At 60.5% G+C, this 18,494-nt stretch carries 21 protein-coding genes; 13 read left to right on the top strand and 8 right to left on the bottom strand.

What is annotated here, in order from left to right; all coding sequences use genetic code 11:
• Nucleotides 1-111 precede the first annotated feature (111 nt).
• Nucleotides 112-300 (bottom strand): DUF3008 family protein, encoded by a 189-nt coding sequence (locus SAB01S_RS09350; RefSeq protein ID WP_062732859.1) that lies wholly within the window; start codon nucleotides 298-300, stop codon nucleotides 112-114.
• A 218-nt stretch (nucleotides 301-518) separates the two neighbouring features.
• On the opposite strand from SAB01S_RS09350, the gene SAB01S_RS09345 reads away from it, so the two are divergent.
• The 7 genes from SAB01S_RS09345 (at nucleotide 519) to SAB01S_RS09315 (ending at nucleotide 8,834) form a co-directional block, all read left to right on the top strand.
• Nucleotides 519-1,142, top strand: a complete 624-nt coding sequence (locus SAB01S_RS09345; protein WP_062732858.1) for a retropepsin-like aspartic protease family protein — start codon at nucleotides 519-521, stop codon at nucleotides 1,140-1,142.
• Nucleotides 1,143-1,232: 90 nt separating this feature from the next.
• Complete coding sequence (locus SAB01S_RS18820) at nucleotides 1,233-4,286, top strand: PAS domain-containing protein (RefSeq protein WP_062732767.1); 3,054 nt, start codon at nucleotides 1,233-1,235, stop codon at nucleotides 4,284-4,286.
• A 41-nt stretch (nucleotides 4,287-4,327) separates the two neighbouring features.
• A complete protein-coding gene (locus SAB01S_RS09335) occupies nucleotides 4,328-5,599 on the top strand; it encodes a cation:proton antiporter (RefSeq protein WP_062732766.1) in 1,272 nt (423 codons plus the stop codon).
• Nucleotides 5,600-5,688: 89 nt separating this feature from the next.
• Nucleotides 5,689-6,621 (top strand): dimethylarginine dimethylaminohydrolase family protein, encoded by a 933-nt coding sequence (locus SAB01S_RS09330; protein WP_062732765.1) that lies wholly within the window; start codon nucleotides 5,689-5,691, stop codon nucleotides 6,619-6,621.
• A 46-nt stretch (nucleotides 6,622-6,667) separates the two neighbouring features.
• A complete protein-coding gene (locus SAB01S_RS09325; RefSeq protein WP_062732764.1) occupies nucleotides 6,668-6,895 on the top strand; it encodes a DUF3072 domain-containing protein in 228 nt (75 codons plus the stop codon).
• A gap of 212 nt (nucleotides 6,896-7,107) precedes the next feature.
• Nucleotides 7,108-8,031 (top strand): ROK family protein, encoded by a 924-nt coding sequence (locus tag SAB01S_RS09320; RefSeq protein ID WP_062732763.1) that lies wholly within the window; start codon nucleotides 7,108-7,110, stop codon nucleotides 8,029-8,031.
• Entirely contained in the window at nucleotides 8,028-8,834 is an 807-nt protein-coding gene (locus tag SAB01S_RS09315; protein WP_062732762.1) for a class I mannose-6-phosphate isomerase, read from the top strand. The genes SAB01S_RS09320 and SAB01S_RS09315 overlap by 4 nt, the downstream gene beginning before the upstream one ends.
• 58 nt (nucleotides 8,835-8,892) lie before the next feature.
• Here SAB01S_RS09315 and SAB01S_RS09310 read toward each other — a convergent pair whose 3' ends face one another.
• Genes SAB01S_RS09310 through SAB01S_RS09290 form a run of 5 tightly spaced genes read right to left on the bottom strand, consistent with a single transcriptional unit; the run spans nucleotide 8,893 to nucleotide 12,287 of the window.
• The gene (locus SAB01S_RS09310) at nucleotides 8,893-9,081 is read right to left on the bottom strand and encodes a hypothetical protein (RefSeq protein WP_083951262.1); all 189 of its coding nucleotides are present in this window, start codon (nucleotides 9,079-9,081) and stop codon (nucleotides 8,893-8,895) included.
• 8 nt (nucleotides 9,082-9,089) lie between these two features.
• Nucleotides 9,090-9,872 carry an SDR family NAD(P)-dependent oxidoreductase gene (locus SAB01S_RS09305; protein WP_062732856.1) on the bottom strand — a complete coding sequence of 261 codons (783 nt, stop codon included), beginning with the start codon at nucleotides 9,870-9,872 and terminating at the stop codon, nucleotides 9,090-9,092.
• 8 nt (nucleotides 9,873-9,880) lie between these two features.
• Complete coding sequence (locus tag SAB01S_RS09300; protein WP_062732761.1) at nucleotides 9,881-10,483, bottom strand: DUF4142 domain-containing protein; 603 nt, start codon at nucleotides 10,481-10,483, stop codon at nucleotides 9,881-9,883.
• Between the two features lie 17 nt (nucleotides 10,484-10,500).
• A complete protein-coding gene (locus tag SAB01S_RS09295) occupies nucleotides 10,501-11,694 on the bottom strand; it encodes a zinc-dependent alcohol dehydrogenase (protein WP_062732760.1) in 1,194 nt (397 codons plus the stop codon).
• Nucleotides 11,694-12,287: an SRPBCC family protein gene (locus SAB01S_RS09290; protein WP_062732759.1), complete on the bottom strand. Its 594-nt coding sequence runs from the start codon at nucleotides 12,285-12,287 to the stop codon at nucleotides 11,694-11,696. The genes SAB01S_RS09295 and SAB01S_RS09290 overlap by 1 nt, the downstream gene beginning before the upstream one ends.
• Before the next feature lie 230 nt (nucleotides 12,288-12,517).
• On the opposite strand from SAB01S_RS09290, the gene SAB01S_RS09285 reads away from it, so the two are divergent.
• Together SAB01S_RS09285 and SAB01S_RS09280 are read left to right on the top strand one after the other, a co-directional pair.
• Nucleotides 12,518-13,060: a CinA family protein gene (locus tag SAB01S_RS09285; RefSeq protein WP_062732758.1), complete on the top strand. Its 543-nt coding sequence runs from the start codon at nucleotides 12,518-12,520 to the stop codon at nucleotides 13,058-13,060.
• Between the two features lie 13 nt (nucleotides 13,061-13,073).
• Entirely contained in the window at nucleotides 13,074-15,116 is a 2,043-nt protein-coding gene (locus tag SAB01S_RS09280) for an NAD(+) synthase (protein WP_439646664.1), read from the top strand.
• Here the strand turns inward: SAB01S_RS09280 and SAB01S_RS09275 are convergent.
• Both SAB01S_RS09275 and SAB01S_RS09270 read right to left on the bottom strand, forming a co-directional pair.
• A complete protein-coding gene (locus SAB01S_RS09275; RefSeq protein ID WP_062732756.1) occupies nucleotides 15,113-15,862 on the bottom strand; it encodes a Crp/Fnr family transcriptional regulator in 750 nt (249 codons plus the stop codon). The genes SAB01S_RS09280 and SAB01S_RS09275 overlap by 4 nt on opposite strands.
• Before the next feature lie 309 nt (nucleotides 15,863-16,171).
• A complete protein-coding gene (locus SAB01S_RS09270; RefSeq protein ID WP_062732755.1) occupies nucleotides 16,172-16,801 on the bottom strand; it encodes a Crp/Fnr family transcriptional regulator in 630 nt (209 codons plus the stop codon).
• 220 nt (nucleotides 16,802-17,021) lie between these two features.
• Here SAB01S_RS09270 and SAB01S_RS18975 point away from each other — a divergent pair, with 220 nt between their 5' ends.
• The 4 genes from SAB01S_RS18975 (at nucleotide 17,022) to SAB01S_RS09255 (ending at nucleotide 18,467) form a co-directional block, all read left to right on the top strand.
• Nucleotides 17,022-17,153 carry a hypothetical protein gene (locus SAB01S_RS18975; protein WP_281179042.1) on the top strand — a complete coding sequence of 44 codons (132 nt, stop codon included), beginning with the start codon at nucleotides 17,022-17,024 and terminating at the stop codon, nucleotides 17,151-17,153.
• A 3-nt stretch (nucleotides 17,154-17,156) separates the two neighbouring features.
• Nucleotides 17,157-17,369: a DUF3606 domain-containing protein gene (locus SAB01S_RS09265; RefSeq protein ID WP_062732754.1), complete on the top strand. Its 213-nt coding sequence runs from the start codon at nucleotides 17,157-17,159 to the stop codon at nucleotides 17,367-17,369.
• A gap of 42 nt (nucleotides 17,370-17,411) precedes the next feature.
• Nucleotides 17,412-17,651, top strand: coding sequence for a DUF6894 family protein (locus SAB01S_RS18085; RefSeq protein WP_083951256.1), 240 nt, complete (start codon nucleotides 17,412-17,414; stop codon nucleotides 17,649-17,651).
• 69 nt (nucleotides 17,652-17,720) lie between these two features.
• On the top strand, nucleotides 17,721-18,467 hold the full coding sequence (locus tag SAB01S_RS09255) for a Crp/Fnr family transcriptional regulator (RefSeq protein ID WP_062732752.1): 747 nt from the start codon (nucleotides 17,721-17,723) through the stop codon (nucleotides 18,465-18,467).
• The last annotated feature ends 27 nt before the right edge of the window (nucleotides 18,468-18,494 follow it).

Below are 18,494 nucleotides of genomic sequence, written 5' to 3'. Positions count from 1 at the left end.
AAGATCATCATGGCGACGGCAATGATCCGCCATGGCAAAGGGTTCCGCCCGCCAACGTCCTAATCCTGGCGTACCACTCTTCGGTATCGGCTTGGGGCGCGCCGCAGCCGCTTAATCCTTGGATTTATGCTCGGGTTTGCCCTTGCGCTCGGTCGAGGCCATGTCCTCCAGTTCTTTTTCGCTCATCGACTCCACCATGGACCGGGATGCACCTTGAAGCTCGCTCTTGGGTGTGTCGCCCCGCTTGGCCGAAAGCGCTGCGCCGGCGGCTTTCTGTTGTGCGGCTGATTTCGCTGGCATGAACCATCTCCTGTGATCGCCCCTCTCCAACCGCATCAATGGACGAACCGCCACCTTGTTCATTGTGCCCTGACGAAACCCAACGCAATCACACAAAACCAGAGATAGTTAGTTAGCTAACTAAAAGTGACCGCAATTTTTCTTTTGTCGCTTTTGCTGTCTGCGTTCGTCAGCATGCCGTTATGGATCGAAAGCTCCCGCCTCTGGTTTGGCAATCGATGGACATCGCGATCAACCCGGAATGGCAGCGGCTTCTTCCCTATGCGCTGGGCGGGGCGGTCGTGCTGTTCCTCCTCTTCAACATCCCCTTCATCGGCCGCATCCTGCGCGCACTGCTTTCCATTGGCCTGCTCGCCATCGGCCTGCTCATCCTCGCCCAGCGCGCGCCGTTCGATCCCGCCCTGTCGCAGATCCAGTCGCGCCTGGGTCTGGCCGATCAGGAAACGCAGGGAAACACCGTGCGCATCCGGATGTCCCCGGACGGCCATTTCTGGGCTAGAGCCAGCATCAACGGTGTGCCCCGCCGCATGCTGATCGACAGCGGCGCCACCGTGACCGCGATTTCGCAAGGCACCGCCCGTGCCGCCTCCATCACCTCGCAAGACGGGATCGTCCCTGTCCTGATGCGCACCGCCAACGGCACCGTGCGCGTCGAAACGGGAACGATCGACCGGCTTGAAATCGGCGGTCTGGAAGCGCGCAATCTCAACGCCGTCATCTCGCCAGCCCTGGGTGACGTCGACATATTGGGCATGAACTTCCTCACCCAGCTTGCCTCCTGGCGGGTCGAGGGGCGCACATTGATCCTGGAGCCATCCGGCTCCGCCTCTGCCGCCGATTGAGGCGCCACGCCTCCCGGCGGCTTGCAAACATTGCGGAAGATCAAGCTATTTTAGATGCTGCTTTTCGCCCAAGGCTGATATGGGTGGGATATGACGACCGATGCCGCGCGCACCCCTGCTGCCTCCTCCTCCACCTGGAGCGAGGCGGAGCGTATCGCGGCGTTGAACAGCTATGCCATGATCGGCACGCCGGCCGAGCCGGATTTCGACGATCTGGTGCAACTGGCCGCCGACGCGTTCGCCGCGCCGATCGCCGTCATCACCCTGATCGCTGGCGACCGGCAATGGTTCAAGGCGCAGGTTGGTCTGGGCGTCCAGGACATGCCGCTGGATCTTTCCATTTGCACCCACGCCTTGTCGCACGACGATGTTCTGGTCATTCCGGATACGACATTGGATGATCGCGTCGCCGCCAACCCGCTGGTGACGGCCGACAATGGCCTGCGCTTCTATGCCGGAGCCTTGCTCCGCACGCCCAAGGGTATTCCGATCGGCACCCTGTGCGTGCTGGACCGCCAGCCCCGGCCCGATGGTATCACGCCGCAGCAGCGGCACCTGCTGACCGTGCTTGCGCGCCAGGTGATGACGCAGATGGAGTTGCGGCGCATCATCGCGCTTACTGATCGCCGCGCCGACGATTTGCGCAGTGTCGAGGAACGCTATCGCCTGGCCGGGCGCGCCACCAACGACGCTATCTGGGATTGGGACCTTCAGACTGATCAGGTTCAGTGGAACGAGGCGATCGAGCGCACCTATGGCTTTGACCTGGCCACGGTCGAACCGACCGGCGCATGGTGGATCGCGCACATTCATCCCGATGACCGGGATCGCATTTCCGCAGGCATCCACGACGCGACCGATAGCAACGCCATCCACTGGTCGGACGAATATCGCTTTGCCCGCGCCGACGGCGGCTATGCCCCTGTGCTCGATCGCGGCTTCATCATTCGGGATGCATCAGGCCGCGCTACCCGGATGGTGGGCGCGATGCTGGACCTTACCGAACGGCGCGATCGCGAGGTCGCGCTTCAGACCAGCAACGAACGGTTCGAGGCGGCGGTCGAGGCGATCGACGGCTATTTGTGGACCAATAGCGCGGAAGGGAAAATGCACGGGCCCCAGCCCGGCTGGGCCAAGCTCACCGGGCAAAGCCAGGAGGCCTATCAGGGCTATGGCTGGGCGGATGCGGTGCATCCACAAGACGCGCAACCCTCGATCGACGCCTGGGACGAAGCAGTCGCCGCACGCAAGATGTTCATTTTCGAGCATCGCGTCCTGTGCGCCGATGGCCAGTGGCGACGTTTCTCGATCCGCGCAGTGCCGATGTTCGATGCCGATGGCACCCTGCGCGAATGGGTCGGTATCCACACCGACGTCACCTTGCAGCGCGAACAGGAAGAAAGCCTGGCGGCCAACGAAATGCGGCTGCGGTTCCTGGATGATCTCAGCCGGGAAATCACCCTCGCCCATGACGCGGACGCGGTCATGGCCATCACCACCCGGATGGTCGCGACGCATCTGGGCGTATCGAATTGCGCCTATGCCGACATGGATGAGGATGGGGATGGTTTCACCATCCGCGGTGATTGGGCAGCCGCCGACTCCCCGTCGATTGTCGGCCATTACCGATTGCGGGATTTCGGCGCGATGGCACTGGAGCGGCTTCACGCCGGACTGCCGCTCATCATCAATGACAATGCGCGCGATCTGCCCGCACATGAAGCCCGGACATTCCAAGATATCGGGATTGCCGCGACAATCTGCCTGCCGCTGATCAAGGGCGGCCGGCTAACCGCATTGATGGCCATTCACGATTGCGTACCCCATGACTGGACCCCGTCGGAACTGCGGCTAATCGCATCGGTGGCGGAACGATCCTGGGCACATATCGAACGGGTGCGCACGACCGTCGCTCTGGCCGAACTCAACGCCAGCCTGGAAGAGCGGGTCGAGGAGCGGTCGCAACAATTACTCGCGGCCGAGGAAGCCTTGCGCCAAGCGCAGAAAATGGAAGCCGTCGGCCAGCTGACCGGCGGCATCGCGCATGATTTCAACAATATGCTGACGGGCGTCATCGGTTCTCTCGAACTGCTGCACCGGCATCTGGCCGCAGGCCGCGGCGATCGGGTCGCGCGCTATATCGACACGGCAATGACGTCGGCGCAGCGCGCCGCATCCTTGACGCAGCGCCTGCTCGCTTTTTCCCGCCGCCAGACGCTCGATGTCACGGCCGTTGCGGTCGGCGATCTCGTCACTGGCATGGAAGAGATGCTGCGGCGGACCATGGACGAAAATATCCGGCTGGAGGTCGATGTGGCGGGCGCGACCTGGCGCGCCAAGACCGATCATAATCAGCTGGAAAGCGCGTTGCTCAATCTCGCCATCAATGCGCGCGACGCCATGCCCCATGGCGGCACGCTAACGATCGCGGCGCGCAATGCGCCATTGAGCGAAGTCACCATGCCCGAAGCCGACGACATTGATGGCGGTGATTTCGTAGAGATCAGCGTTTCCGACACCGGCATGGGCATGAGCGAGGATGTGCTTGCCAAGGCGTTCGATCCGTTCTTCACCACCAAGCCGATCGGCGCGGGAACCGGCCTTGGCCTGTCGATGGTCTATGGTTTCGCGCGTCAGTCGGGCGGCCATGTTCGCATCTGCTCCGCCCCTGAACAGGGCACCACGATCCGCCTCCTCTTGCCCCGCCATGTTGGCGAAATAGAGCATAAAGACGATCAGGCCGTCGAAGTGCGTGTAGCCGAACCGGGCGAATGCGTGCTGCTGGTCGAAGATGATCCTTCGGTCCGGCTGCTGGTGTACGACGTGCTTGATGATCTGGGCTATGCCGTGTGGCAGGCGCCCGATGCTCAAACCGCCATCACACTTGCACAGACCATGCCGCGCATGGATCTGCTGATCAGCGATGTGGGGCTACCCGGCATGAATGGCCGTCAACTCGCGGATATCTTGCGGGGCGACCGCCCCGACCTGCGCATCCTGTTCATCACCGGCTATGCTGAACGGGCGACGGTGCGTAGCGAATTTCTGGGGCAGGGTATGGAGATGATCGCCAAGCCCTTCGCGATTGACGTCCTATCGGCCAAGATCCGCGAGATGATCGAGGCGCCCGCGCCTGCGGCCTGACCGCCGGTGAACCTATGGCCGCAGTTTCGGGTTTAAAGGGAATGCCCGGCCTTTCCTCCCCCGAACCCTATATCCTGTGGCTCACCGGTGCAGGCATTTTGATAACGCTCGTCGCATGGTTGCCGCTGGCCTTGAAGCGGCTTCCGCTGTCGCTGCCCATTATCTGCATGGGCGCTGGGGCCGCCATATTTCTTATCCCCCCCATCACCTTCCGGCCTTTGCCAACCATCCTGCCTGATATCGCGGAGCGGCTGACCGAGTTCGTGGTCATCATTGCCCTGATGGGGGCGGGGCTCAAGCTCGACCGGCTTTTCAGCTGGCGCAAATGGAATGTCACCTGGCGGCTACTGGGCATCACGATGCCGCTTTCGATCGCGGCGATTACCCTGATCGGCATCTACGGGCTTGGCATGTCCCTGGCCGTGGCCCTGCTGCTGGGCGCCTGTCTCGCGCCGACCGATCCCGTGCTGGCCGCCGACGTGCAGGTGGGGCCGCCCAAAAGCGGCGAAGAGGATGAGGTTCGGTTCGGGCTGACATCGGAAGCCGGATTGAATGATGGCTTGGCCTTTCCCTTCGTCAATCTCGCCATCGCGCTGGCCGCCGTCGCAGCCGGCTCCGACGAGCCTTGGCTCGGCAACTGGGTGCTGCATGACGTGCTTTGGGAAATCAGCGTCGGCCTGATCTCCGGCTGGATCATCGGACGCCTATTCGGCTGGCTGACATTCCATGTGCCCGCGAAAAATCGCTTGGCGCAAACAGGCGACGGGCTGATCGCACTGGCCGCGACGCTCCTGTCCTATGGCGCTGCCGAAATGGCGGACAGCTACGGATTTCTCGCGGTGTTCGTTACCGCCTTGACCCTGCGCCGTTCGCATCGGGATCATGATTTCCAGCGTGAGATGCATGCACTGACCGAACAGGTGGAACGGTTGGCGATGATGGTAGTGCTAATCCTCTTTGGTGGCGCGCTTGTCAGCGGACTGCTGGCGCCGCTTCAATGGATGGACCTGATGGCCGCGATCGCCATCATCCTTCTGGTGCGTCCTGCCGCGGGTCTCGTCGGCCTGATTGGCCTGCCCGCCCAAAGGAGCGAGAAGATGACGCTCGCCTTTTTCGGTATCAGGGGAGTGGGGTCTTTCTATTATCTCGCCTATGCGATCAATGCCGGCGGCTTTGGATCAGGGGAGCGTCTATGGGCGATCGTCAGCCTGGTCGTTCTGCTTTCCATCCTGCTGCATGGCCTCAGCGTCACGCCGATCATGCGGGCCATGGATCGGCAGCAAGGCCGCGATCCAGACGAACCATCGGTCTGAGGGGAAACTGTCTAACCTAGGTTTTATGGCGAATATCTCTCCGGAACGCAGCCTTGAGGCGGGGTGTTTATGAAAGTCAGGAGAGCAGCATGAAACTGGATTTCGATCCGTTCCTGGGAGCGTTCGCCGCCCCTTTCGCCGTGACGCGACCACCCTATGCTGTCTGGAGCGAAACCGATCGCCTGACCGACGTGCTGATGTGCCCGCCGCATTTCCTGGCGCCTGTTCCCTGCTGCGCCGTGACGCGCCGCAGTCTTTCACACGGGTTCGTCGCGAGCATCGACGAGGCGCAACGTCAGCATGCGGAGCTTGTTCGCGTGCTCCAAAGGTCTGGCGTGCGATGTCATATCCTAACGCCCGACCCCACCCTGCCGGATATGTGCTTCACACGGGACGTCGGCGTATCCACGCCCTGGGGAATGGTGGCGCTAAATCCGGCCATGCTTCACCGGCGGCCCGAAGTCGATCGGCTGATCCAGCATCTTGGCGCCTCCGATGCGCTTGTGCGAAACATTCGAGCGGGCACGATCGAGGGAGGTGATATTTGCGTCGCCCGCGAAGGACTCCTGCTGATCGGCATGTCGGGCGAACGCAGCACGGCCGCCGGGATAAATGACTTTTCCGCTCCATTTCGAGCTGCAGGCTGGGAGGTGCTCATTTGCCCCTTTCACGCCGACAATCTGCATTTAGACACCATATTCTGCATGGTCGACAGGGACGAGGCGATTGCCTGCGTCGATTTGCTGGACCCGGGCTTTCTGGCCGCTGTAAGGGCACGGGGCGTTTCCATCATAGCCGTGCCGGACAGCGCAGCTTCCACGCTGGATTGCAATATTCTTTCACTGGGGGACAGACATATTGTCGCGCGCACGGACGGCATCGTCGCGCCCATTCTGCGCGCCGCTGACTATGATGTGACCGAGGTCGATATTTCCCAGTTCGCAGCCTGCGGCGGCGGCATTCACTGTCTTACGCAGCCGCTGCGCCGAGCAACGTCATTAGAAAGGGAACGTTCAGGCTGAAGCGACGTTGTCGTCAGAACGAAGCAAGAACATTGGAACCGTAGCCGTGACCCAACCTCTCGACAATCCCAAACTCGACGAACATCCTGGCTCGAATGCAGAAAAGGATCCCGATGCCTGGGTGTCGGGCGATGACCCCATGACGGGCGCCCAGGCGTCCTATCTTACGACCCTGTGCGAAGAGGCGGGAGTCGAACCGCCCGCTGCCACGCTCAGCAAGGCGGAGGCCTCGAAACGGATCGACGCGTTGAAGGCGCAACTCGGCCGCGATTGACCCCCGCTAAGTTGGGGCCGGACCCGCATGCTGCCGCGGGGCGGCGCTGCGGCGTTCGATCCCCCTTCCGCGCATTGCGCGCTTCCGCCTCTATGCCTAGGGTCGGCGAATGATGTCATTCTGTTTGCCCGGTCGCATCGGAACGCGGACCCCCGCCTCTGGCTCGTCGACATTGGCGGGTTTTGTCAAAATGGACCAGAAGGGTCGCTGGTATGTCTGAGCGCGCTGTGCCGCCTTCTGACATACGACGCTATGGCGGGATAGAGCTTGGCGGCACCAAATGCATCTGCACGCTCGCATCAGGGCCAAACGAGATATTGGACCAGCGTACGATCCCCACTCGTTCGCCGGAAGAAACGCTGTCGGCAATAGTGATGGTGCTGCAGGATTGGCATGACGGCGAAGGGTTTGAAGCCTTGGGAATCGGGGCGTTCGGTCCGATCGATATCGACCCCGTTTCACCTAGCTATGGCCACGTTCTGTCGACACCGAAACCTGGATGGTCGGGCACTGACCTTGTTAGCGCGCTGACCAGGTCCTTCGACGTTCCCTGGGGATTCGATACGGACGTCAACGGCGCGGCCATGGCTGAGATTCGCTGGGGCAGCGGTCAGGGCCTGCGGGACTTTGCCTATGTCACCGTTGGGACGGGGATCGGCGTTGGCTTGGTCGTGCATGGTTTCCCGACGCGCGGCATCGGTCATAGCGAAGCGGGCCATATCCGCGTGCCGCTGATGGCTGGCGACGACTTTTCCAGTCTTTGTCCCTATCATGACGATTGCGTGGAAGGGCTCGCCTCTGGGCCCGCCCTCATCGCCCGGCTGCAAGGTCGATCCCTGGAACATATCGCGCGCGACGACCCTGTTTGGAATCCTATTATCGACAGTCTGGCCAAGATGCTTCATGCACTCGTCTACACCGCAGGACCGGTGCGCATCGCCATGGGCGGCGGCGTGCTGGCGCACCAGCCCCATCTCCTCGAAAGGATCGAGGGAGCGCTGCGCGGCAGCCTGAATGGCTATATGGCTCTTCCGATGGACGAGCCCTATATCGTCGCACCGGTACTGGGCAACCAGGCGGGGCCGTTGGGGACCATCGCCCTGGCCATAGCGGCTCAGGAAAAGGCTTTCACGTGACATCCCATCGACTGACCGCTCATATTGTCGAGAAGCCGTGGGGCAGGGAAGATATTCCCGAACTCTATGAAGCAGCTCCCGGACAGCGGATTGGCGAGGTCTGGTTTACCGGCCCGGACGATCGCCACCAGCCTCTGCTGATCAAATATCTGTTCACCAGCGAACGACTTTCGATCCAGGTTCATCCCGATGATGATCAAGCCCGCGCCCGAAACTTGCGCAGCGGAAAATCCGAATGCTGGTACGTGCTCGATACCCAGGGGGATGCCCAGCTGGGAATAGGCCTGGTCCGTCCTGTCAGCCATGATGGTTTACGGTCCGCTGCCCTGGACGGATCGATCGAGGAACTGATCGATTGGAGGCCGGTGCAGCCGGGCAGTTTCTACTATATCCCGGCGGGCACCATTCATGCGATCGGTGGCGGCATAGCCCTGGTTGAAATCCAGCAGAATAGCGACGTCACCTACCGCCTATATGATTATGGCCGTCCCAGAGGCCTACATCTGGAGGATGGCATTTCGGTGAGCCGGCCGGAACCCTATGCCTTAGAAGAACAACATGTACCGCCGGCGGCCGATCATGTCCTTCTCAAACCGCCTACCGCCCCATTCACGGTGGAGAGCAGGGTGGGGACGGCGGGCGATACCATCTGGTTCGAGCAGGCTGACACCTGGTTTACGCCAATTTCCGGATCCGGTACGATCGATGGCACGCCATGGCGTGCTGGCGAGTGTTGGTTGATCAATGGCCCGGCGCGGGTCAGGCTCGATACGGATATGCACGCCTTGGTCGCTAGACCCTGATATCAAGTATCAGCGGCGGCATAACGACTTTGCGTTCATTGAGGATGCGACACTCTGCTTATCCCGCGCGCTCGGGATAATCCTCCGGCCTGACTTTGCCGACCATCGGACGGTCCTCGACCTGTTCGGGCGGTTGGCCACCCGACGTGCGGGTGTCGGCCTGCTCATGCCCGGGCAGCGGATCTTTCAGGGGGCCTTCCGGCGTTTTTGCCATGTCCCCATTGTCGACTTTCTTGTTCGTCATCATGCCCTCTCCTACTCCTCGTCGGCGCTGCCCGGCTCTGCCATGCTCCGGTGCTGATCTGCGAGGATCGATGCGGGCGTCACATGCGCGGCGGCTGCCTGAACCTTGTTCTTCCATCCGGAAACAATATGCGCCTTGCCCGCCATCAACGCATCCCAACCATCCTGCGCGACTTTGGCCGGATCCGCTTTTTCGCGGGTACCCACCTCGGTATCGAGCATGCCGGCGCGGGCGAAGAATTGGGTATCGGTCGCGCCCGGCATCAGCGTCGTGATCGTCACGCCCTCTGCATCCTTGAGTTCGTCACGGATCGCATCGGCGAAATTGTTAATGAAGGACTTTGTGCTGTTATACACGGCGTTGAAACTGCCGGGGATAAAGCCGGCGATAGATCCGGTAATCAGGACTTTGCCCGCGTTTCGCTCGACCATTTGTCGCAGCGTCCTCTGCAACAGATAGACGGTGCCGGTGATATTAGTGTCGATCGAGCGTCGCCACTGGGCAACATCCTGTTCCAGAAAAGCATGTCCCGTGCCGGTTCCCGCATTGGCGCAGAGTAGATCCACCGAACGACCGCCCGCCGCCTGGATCAATTGGTCGACGCCTTGCAAAGTGGCAAGGTCGGCCTGAACCGATCGGACGTCGCCACCATGCTGCCGAAGCGCGTCGGCAGCCGCGTCGATCTGCGGTTCGTCTGCAACGACGAGCAGGTCATACCCCTCCCGCGCCGCGATTTTCGCCAGTTCCAACCCGATGCCGGTCGATGCGCCGGTGATGATCGCAAAGGGTTTCATGATTTGCGTCATGCTGTGGTCAGGCTGGCGAAATGGTCGATATGCTCCTGCACCACTTTGGCAACGGCGCTGGCAGTCTCCTTGAGTGCAGGGGTGTCGCCGTTACGGGCATAGCCCTGATGCAGCGCCAATGCGGCGTTATGAGCCATCCGTTGGTTTCGCACATAGACGCTGTCGAAGTTACCGGCGTCCGCGGTCTTGATCTCCTCAAGTATCTGCTGCTGGTCGGCCATCAGCGCGGGCGGCTGCACAGTGACGCCCGCCTTTTGAGCGGCGGCCTTGATGTCGGCGGTCGACTTTTGGTGCTGGTCGATCATCATCTGCGCGAAAGCGCGCACAGCCTTATTCTGGCTCTTTTCCAGCGCGATCTTCGAAGATTCGATTTCGAACAGGTCGGCAGCGCCCGCCTGGGCAACATAGCCGGCCGCGTCGGTAGGCGCGGCGACCGAGGCGTTCGGCATCATCACGCTGGCATTATTGCCGGCCATCATCATGGCGTCACCACCCGGCATTGCCGCATTGCCGGCAGCAGCGGTTTCGCCAGCGGGCTGCTGCTGACACGCAGCCAGCGCGAGGACTGGCAGCGTCAGGATCAGGGGTGTCATTTTCATTCTGCTTTTCCTCTCTTTCAAGCGGCCTGAGACAGGTCCATGCCGGGTTTCAACACGACCTTGGTCACTTCATTCTGCTTGTCATGAAACATGCGATAGCCCTCGGCCGCCTGTTCGAGCGGCATGCGGTGCGAAATGAGGAAGGTGGTGTCTATCTTGCCCTCCATGATCGCATTGAGGAGCCCGGGCAGATAATGCTGCACATGAGTCTGGCCAGTCTTCAGGGTCAGCCCCTTTTCCATGAATGCGCCAAGCGGAAATTTGTCCACAAAGCCACCATAGACGGCGGGCATGGACACCCGCCCGCCCTTGCGACAGGCCAGGATCGCCTGGCGGATCGAATGGGTTCGATCCGTACCCGTGAAGGTTGAGACCTTGATCTGGTCCCATACATTGTCGGCGAAGAAACCATGCGCTTCCAGCCCGACCGCGTCTATGCAGGCGTCGGGCCCGATGCCGCCGGTCATTTCCAGCAGCGCTTCATAAGTCTTTGTCTCTTCAAAATTGATCGTTTCGGCGCCGAAGCGCTTCGCCAGTTCAAGCCGATGGGGGAAATGGTCGATTGCAATCACGCGCTCCGCCCCCATCAAGAAGGCGGACTGGACGGCGAAAAGCCCGACCGGGCCGCAACCCCAGACAGCAACCGTATCGCCCGGTTCTATCTGCGCATATTCGGCAGCCTGCCATCCTGTCGGCAGGATATCCGACAGGAACAGGACCTTGTCGTCCTCCACTCCGTCCGGGATGACGATGGGCCCGACATCGGAAAAAGGCACACGGACATATTCAGCCTGCCCGCCGGCATAGCCGCCGGTCATGTGGCTGTAACCAAACAGGCCGGCCATCGGCTGTCCATAGGCGGCCTGGGCGATATCCTGATTGTCGGCGGGCAAACCATTATCGCAGGCGGAGTATTGGTGCTTCGAACAATGAAAGCACGACCCGCAAGAGATCGTGAAGGGCACGACGACGCGCTGCCCTTTGCGCAAGGTAGAGCCGGAACCGGTTTCCACCACTTCGCCCATGAACTCGTGACCCAATATATCTCCCGCCTTCATCGAGGGAATATAGCCGTCATAAAGGTGCAGGTCGGACCCGCAGATCGCCGTCGAGGTAATGCGGATGATCGCATCGCGCGGGTTCACGATTTCGGGATCGGGGACGCTATCGACGCGGACGTCATGCTTGCCATGCCATGTCAGTGCGCGCATCAGTTCATCTCCTCGGCCCGTTGCGCCTGAGTCCAAGCGCCGGTTGCCACCTCCCCCGTTTCCATCAATTGCTTGAACCGGCGAAGATCGCGGCGAACCTGGATCGCCGGCTCACGCTGAAACAGCTTCGCAATCACTTTACCCACGATGCCTGCAGGCGGATCGTAGAGAAGCGTCGCCGTAACCCAGGTGCCGCGGCCGCCCGGCGCATCGCGAAATTCGACGCGACCGCTGTTGGCGACGTCCGCATCTTCTTCCGAGGTCCAGGCGATAACTGCACCCGGCCTGTCCTCAGTGACGGCGGCAACCCATTCTACAGTGCGACCTGCCGGCGCTTTCACCGTCCAGCGGTAGCGATTGCCGCCCATCGGTTCGACCCGCTCCACATTTTCCATGAATTCAGGCAGTTGCGCCAGCGCGCGCCAATAGTCGTAAAGCTCTTGGCGCGGGCGGTTGATCGTGACGGTCTTGCCGACCAGGCTGTCACCCTTGGGCGCACGAATTTCTTCAGCGGCGGCCGCGGCCCGATCTGAATCTTTCGATGTGGTGACTGGTGCATCCCGATGCTGAATATCTGTGAGGTCCGTGCCCATGCTTCCGGCTCCTTGCTCAAAGCTATAGCGGTCAAGCGGCCGAAGGCGCCGGCCTGTTCCTTGCCGGCGCGCTAAAAGCTCAGAAAGCGGACCATCCTTAACATGCGTCAGTGGGCCAGGACGTCGGGCCGCGAACAGGATCGCCCAGACGTTCGTTTCAGGCGAAGCAGCGCGTCATGATCTGAACCAAAGACGGCGCGCGGTGGATGATTTGGAGGTAGGTATCGAGCATGGGTGATCATCCCAATTCCCGTGACGGTAAGGCTAAAACGCTGTCACCCCTTTTGCCTGAAGACGTCGAAAGGAATGCGGCAGCCCTGCTCGAAGCCTGTTGCAAGGCGGGGCTGACACTGGCGACGGCCGAAAGCTGCACCGGCGGCCTAATCGCTTCCCTCCTAACCGATGTGGAGGGTGCCAGCCATGCTTTCGACCGGGCCTTTGTCACCTATAACAAGGAGGCCAAGTGCGCGATGCTGGGCGTCCGTCAGGAACAATTGGCGGAACATGGTGCTGTGAGCGAACAAATCGCCGAAGCGATGGTGCGCGGCGCACTCGACTATTCAAACGCCGATGTGGCGCTTGCCGTCACGGGCTATGCCGGAGCGGCGCCGGACGGTCAGGAGGACGGCCTTGTCTACTTCGCTTGCATGCGGCGGGGCGGACTTCTCCGCCGCCATGTATCGCATTTCGGCGCTATTGGTCGTGTTCCTGTGAGGATAGGATCCGTGCGCGTCGCGCTGCAAATGATGAGGGAAGCCGTTGACCAGCCTTGAAAGATTTTTGCGCTTGCGCAGCCATGATATGGTTCGTCTTGCCGCGGCCACGCCCAAGGGGTCAGTAGGTGACGTCGCCGCCAATGCCGATCAGATCCTGATGCTGGCCCGCAGGGCGGCGGATCAGACGGCGGACCTAGTCCTTTTTCCTGAGCTCAGCCTTTCATCCTACGCGATTGATGACTTGCATCTGCAAGATGCGCTGCTGCAACGTGTCGAACAGGAAATTGGCCGAATCGTTGGGGAAAGCGAAGCGCTGCCCGCCATGGTGATCGGCGCGCCTGTCCGTCGCGGCGGGCAGATTTATAACTGCGCGCTGATGATCGCCGGGGGCAAATTGCTTGGCGTGGTGCCAAAAAGCTTTCTCCCCAACTATCGAGAATATTACGAAAAGCGGTGGTTTGCGCCAGGCGCCGGGATTATCGGGCAGGAAATTGATGTGGCTGGTGCGTGCGTCCCGTTCGGCACGGACCTGCTGTTCGTCGCGCAGGGACTGCGCGATTTCATCGTCCATGTCGAAATCTGCGAAGATTATTGGGCACCGCTTCCGCCTTCCACCATGGGCGCGCTCGCGGGGGCGCTGGTCCTGTGCAATCTATCAGCGTCCAACATCACGATTGGCAAGGCGCGCGACAGGGAATTGTTGTCGGCATCGCAGTCGGCGCGGTGTATCGCCGCCTACGCCTATTCGGCGGCCGGCGCAGGAGAGAGCACCACCGACCTCGCCTGGGACGGGCAAGCAATGGTGCACGAAATGGGCGAACTGGTCGCACAGTCCACGCGCTTCGACGATACGCCCGAATTGCTCTATGCCGACGTCGACCTGCAGCGCTTGCGGCTGGAGCGAATGCGCAACGGGACGTTCAACGACAGCCGGATGGCGGCAAGCCACCCGGATCAACGCTTCCGCCGCATTGGTTTTCCTCTCAACGCTTATGACGACGAGCGTGGATTGCATCGCGCCCTTCGTCGCTTCCCTTTCGTTCCGGCCGATCCGCGACAGCTCGATGCCGATTGTTACGAGGCCTTCAATATCCAGGTTGAGGGTCTGGTTACGCGTTATCGTGCCACGGCAGGTCGACATCTGGTCATCGGCATTTCGGGAGGGTTGGATTCCACCCATGCGCTCATCGTCGCGGCCAAGGCTTGCGACCGGATGGCGCTGCCTCGATCGACGATCCTGGGTTACACCATGCCCGGATTTGCAACGAGTGAGCGGACCAAAGACAATGCCTGGTCGCTCATGCGGGCTCTTGGCATCACGGCCGAAGAGATCGATATCCGGCCGGCGGCGCGACAGATGCTGACAGATATGCAGCATCCCTTTGCACATGGCGAACCCGTTTACGATGTGACCTTTGAAAATGTGCAGGCGGGGCTGCGGACCGACTATCTGTTTCGACTGGCAAACCAGCATGGCGGCTTTGTCGTGGGTACAGGCGACCTGAGCGAAATGGCTTTGGGCTGGTGCACTTACGGCGTCGGCGATCAAATGAGTCATTATGCCGTCAATAGCGGCGTACCCAAGACGCTGATCCAGTTTCTCATACGCTGGTGCATCGCGACCAACCAGTTCGACGAAGCCGCCGCGGTGATATTGGACGATATATTGAATACCGAAATTTCGCCAGAGCTGGTCCCAGCCGATGCGCAGGGTGGCATGCAAAGCACAGAAGACCGGGTTGGGCCCTATGCGCTCAACGATTTTTTCCTGCACCATATTGTTCGTGAGGGATTGCCGCCGTCCAAGGTCGCATTCCTAGCGTGGCACGCCTGGCGCGACAAACGCAAGGGAAGCTGGCCCCCCGCCTATCCCGAAGCGGCAAAGGTGAGCTATGACCTGGCGACAATACGCCGTTGGCTCGATAACTTCCTCTATCGCTTCTTCACGATCAGCCAATTCAAACGTTCCGCCATGCCCAATGGACCCAAAATATCCGCGGCAGGCGCGCTATCTCCACGCGGCGACTGGCGCGCGCCATCGGACGGCAATGCTCGCGTTTGGCTGGACGAACTAGCAGACGCTCTGGGTCCTGCTACGAGACGATCAACTTAAGGCAGGAAACGATCATCGACCATACGGCTGGCCCAGGGCGCCGGACGAAATTCTGCGATCCGGGTGAGGGCGCGCCAGTCGGGGATGTAAATATTGCGGCGGTGCCGACGGATGATCCCTTGCGCCTGCATTGCCCGGAGCGTGCGATTGACGTGAACCGTGGTTATGCCGGTGGCGTCGGCTATCTCCACCTGCGACATTGGGAGGGTAATCGAACAGCCATCCGCGCCCCCGCCAGGATGGCTGCGCATCACCAGCTCACATAACAAATAAGCTATCCGCGCCCGTGCTTCCCGCCGCCCAACGTTGGAAATCCACGCCCTGTAAATAGATATATCAGCAGCTATTTCACCGCAGATAGCCCGAAAGATGCCGATACGCCCCTGGCTAAGCGCCAGAACATCCTCCGTCTGCACGACCGCCACGCGAACGCGCGTAAGCGCCTGAACGAAATCCTCCGACGTCGCGGGCGGGGTTACAGGCAGGTTCAGAAAGTCCCCGGGCCCATGCATGCCGACTATATGGCGCATCCCATCAGCCGAGATGCGATGGCGATGTGCAACCCCCGACAACTGGACATGCCAGCCTATCATCACTTCACCTTCCTCGACGACATAGCCGCCGGGACCGACCAGCCGTTCCTGATGGGGTAGCGCCAGCAAGGCCTTCCGATCGTCCACGGAAAGCGGCGCGCGTCCTCCCAGCCGCTCGACGAGCGGCGCGAGCGCCTGATTATCCGCCATCATGCAGTAGCGGTTGCGCAGTGGCGGAGCGTAGCAAAAGATATATGATCGGCTTCGCAAATGCCCGCCCCGCCGATCGTGCGGTAGCGCCGGGCCGCGCCCGACCATCTATGCTGAGGCCATCCCCTTGGCCCCTCGTGGCATCCATTCCCTGTTATTGTCATGCCCTGTCATCTTGGTCGCGCTGTTCACTGATGCCTCTGCCGGCCGGGATCAAGGTTCCGGCGACAATCGGCACGTCACCTTGCGTCAGGCCAGGCCGTACCGACGCTAACATAAGCTAAATCACTGTAAATATTTACGTCCGCGCGTTTACACCTGATCATGAGGTCCCAGCGCCGCAAGGTCACGCAGCGCACCCAAGTCGGGAATGCGAAGCCATTTGGAATGGAATTCCAAGACACCTTTGGCGCGCATGGATTGAAGCGTGCGGTTGACGTGAACCGCCGTCAGACCCGTGGCATCGGCAATGTCCGTCTGCGTCAGCGGAAGCGCGCATTGCTGCCCATAGGCCAGCCCTGCCCGGCGCATGCGCTCGAACAATTCCAGCAGAAGATGCGCGAGCCTTTCGACCGCGGTCTTGCGACCCAAGCTTACCAGCCAGCCCGACTGTCTCTCAATACTTTCCGCTAACTGCGCTCCCATGCCCTTGGGCCGATCTAGGGTATGTATGTCGCCCAGTGGCCGTCGCACGGCGCGAACATTCGTGAGGGTAACCACAGCATCACGACAAACATCCGACAGCGGCCATATCGCGTCGCAATGGTCCCCGGGCAGATAAAGCGCAGTAATCTGGCGGCGTCCATCGGAAAGCAGGCGATGGCGACAAGCCCAGCCTTCCAAGATTTCGTACAAAGCCTCAGGTCGCTCATTCTCCCGCGCTAAAAACTGATGCGGACGGAAGAAGACCAGATCATCGCTCGGCGCTATTTGGCTCAACATGGGCTTCTCCTGGAAAAGCCCCCCGAACCGTCAATCTAGCGAACAACGCACCAACTCGGATTCACATATGTTTTCAAACGTCAAAAATGCGTCCGGTCGTGCCTCAGGTTGCTTGAACCGGCGTTCAAGGGCTGTGAAATGATGCTCGGCTTCCACCCAGGTTAATTATGGATGGAACAGGGCAAGCCTTTAAGTTGCTTATCCCGTCAGGAGGTGCGGCATGCACGATGACGAGAAATCTAGGGGTCATTATACCCATCTGCAGCGCGATCAGGATGCCGACGAGGTTCAGGACGCAGCCGAGGACATCGATCAATTGGCGCCGCTGGTCAATGTCGAGCCGGGAAGCTGAACCATGACGTTCAAGACATCAGAAGACAAGGCGCAGCCGCCCTTCTTGCCGCGAGATATGAAGCATGTCTGGTGTGAGCGCGCGGTCGATACCCAATATTGGACGCAATATTTGGGGACCAGCAGGGCGGCGCTGGAAGAAGCGATCGAACGGGTGGGACACAACATAGGTGCGGTCAAGGCGTATCTCGACAGGCACCGGGGCCGACCTGCCTGATCGGTCCAGAACCGACTAAAACATCGGATATTGTGGATAGCCATGACCGTCTATCACCTTCATCTCTTTAATGACGATGATGTCTTGGATGAAGAGGGGCAGGAATTTGCTGACCTGGATATGGCGGAGCGAGAAGCGATCAGAAATGCGCGCGACGTTATCGCCGAACATGTCCGACATGGCCACCCGATCAACCTTAATCATCGCGTAGAGATTACCGACGCGGATGGAACCATATTGAAAGTCGTGCAATTTGGCGATTGTGTCTGTTTCGCACGCTAACGCCGCTATGTCGGTCGCGTTTGCAGTGATGTAGCCCCTGCGGTAAAAGCAGCTTTCGGAGCCACATCTATGTCTGCCCATCAATCGCTTAATTTGTTCGTCCGAAAACTGTCCGAACGGTCGTGCCTTAACGAGGAAGAACGGCGCGCGGTGTTGGAGTTGGAAGGACAGGAAGTTGAATATGCTCCTCATCGCGACATTGTGCGGCCAGGGGAACTGACGGATTTCTGCTGCTTGATCATATCAGGTATGGCGGCGCGATTTGGCCAACTGCCCGACGGTACGCGGCAGATCACGGCCGTGTACATCCCAGGCGATATGTGCGATCTATATTCGTTGATGCTTCCCAAGGTCGAATGGGCGTTGCAGGCCTTGTCCAGCCGCCTGGTTTTGCTGAAGGTGCCCCATCACAAGATGTTGCACATTGTTCATGCCTATCCAGCGGTCGCCGAAGCCTTTTGGCGCGACTGCGTTGCGGACGCATCCATCCTGTCGCAATGGGTGGTGAACATCGGGCGGCGCGACGCCCTGATGCGCACGGCGCACCTGTTCTGCGAATTGGGGTTGCGGATCGAAATCGCCGGGCTGGGACACCGCACGGCGTTCCAACTGCCTGTTATTCAGTCCCAGATGGCCGACGCCCTGGGCATCACGCCGGTGCACATGAACCGCGTCATCCGCGCGCTACGTCAGCAAGGCTTGTTATTGGTTCAAGGCCGCGACGTCCAGGTGCCCGACTGGAATGCGCTTGCCCAGGCAGGGGGTTTTGAGAGTGGTTACTTGGCGATCGACCAGCGGTGGCGCAGGCTTGATTAACGCTGTTCCCGACAACGAAGGGGACAG

The organism is Sphingobium abikonense NBRC 16140, from assembly GCF_001598335.1.
GTDB lineage: Bacteria > Pseudomonadota > Alphaproteobacteria > Sphingomonadales > Sphingomonadaceae > Sphingobium > Sphingobium abikonense.
This window is presented reverse-complemented; position numbering and strand designations above follow the sequence as displayed.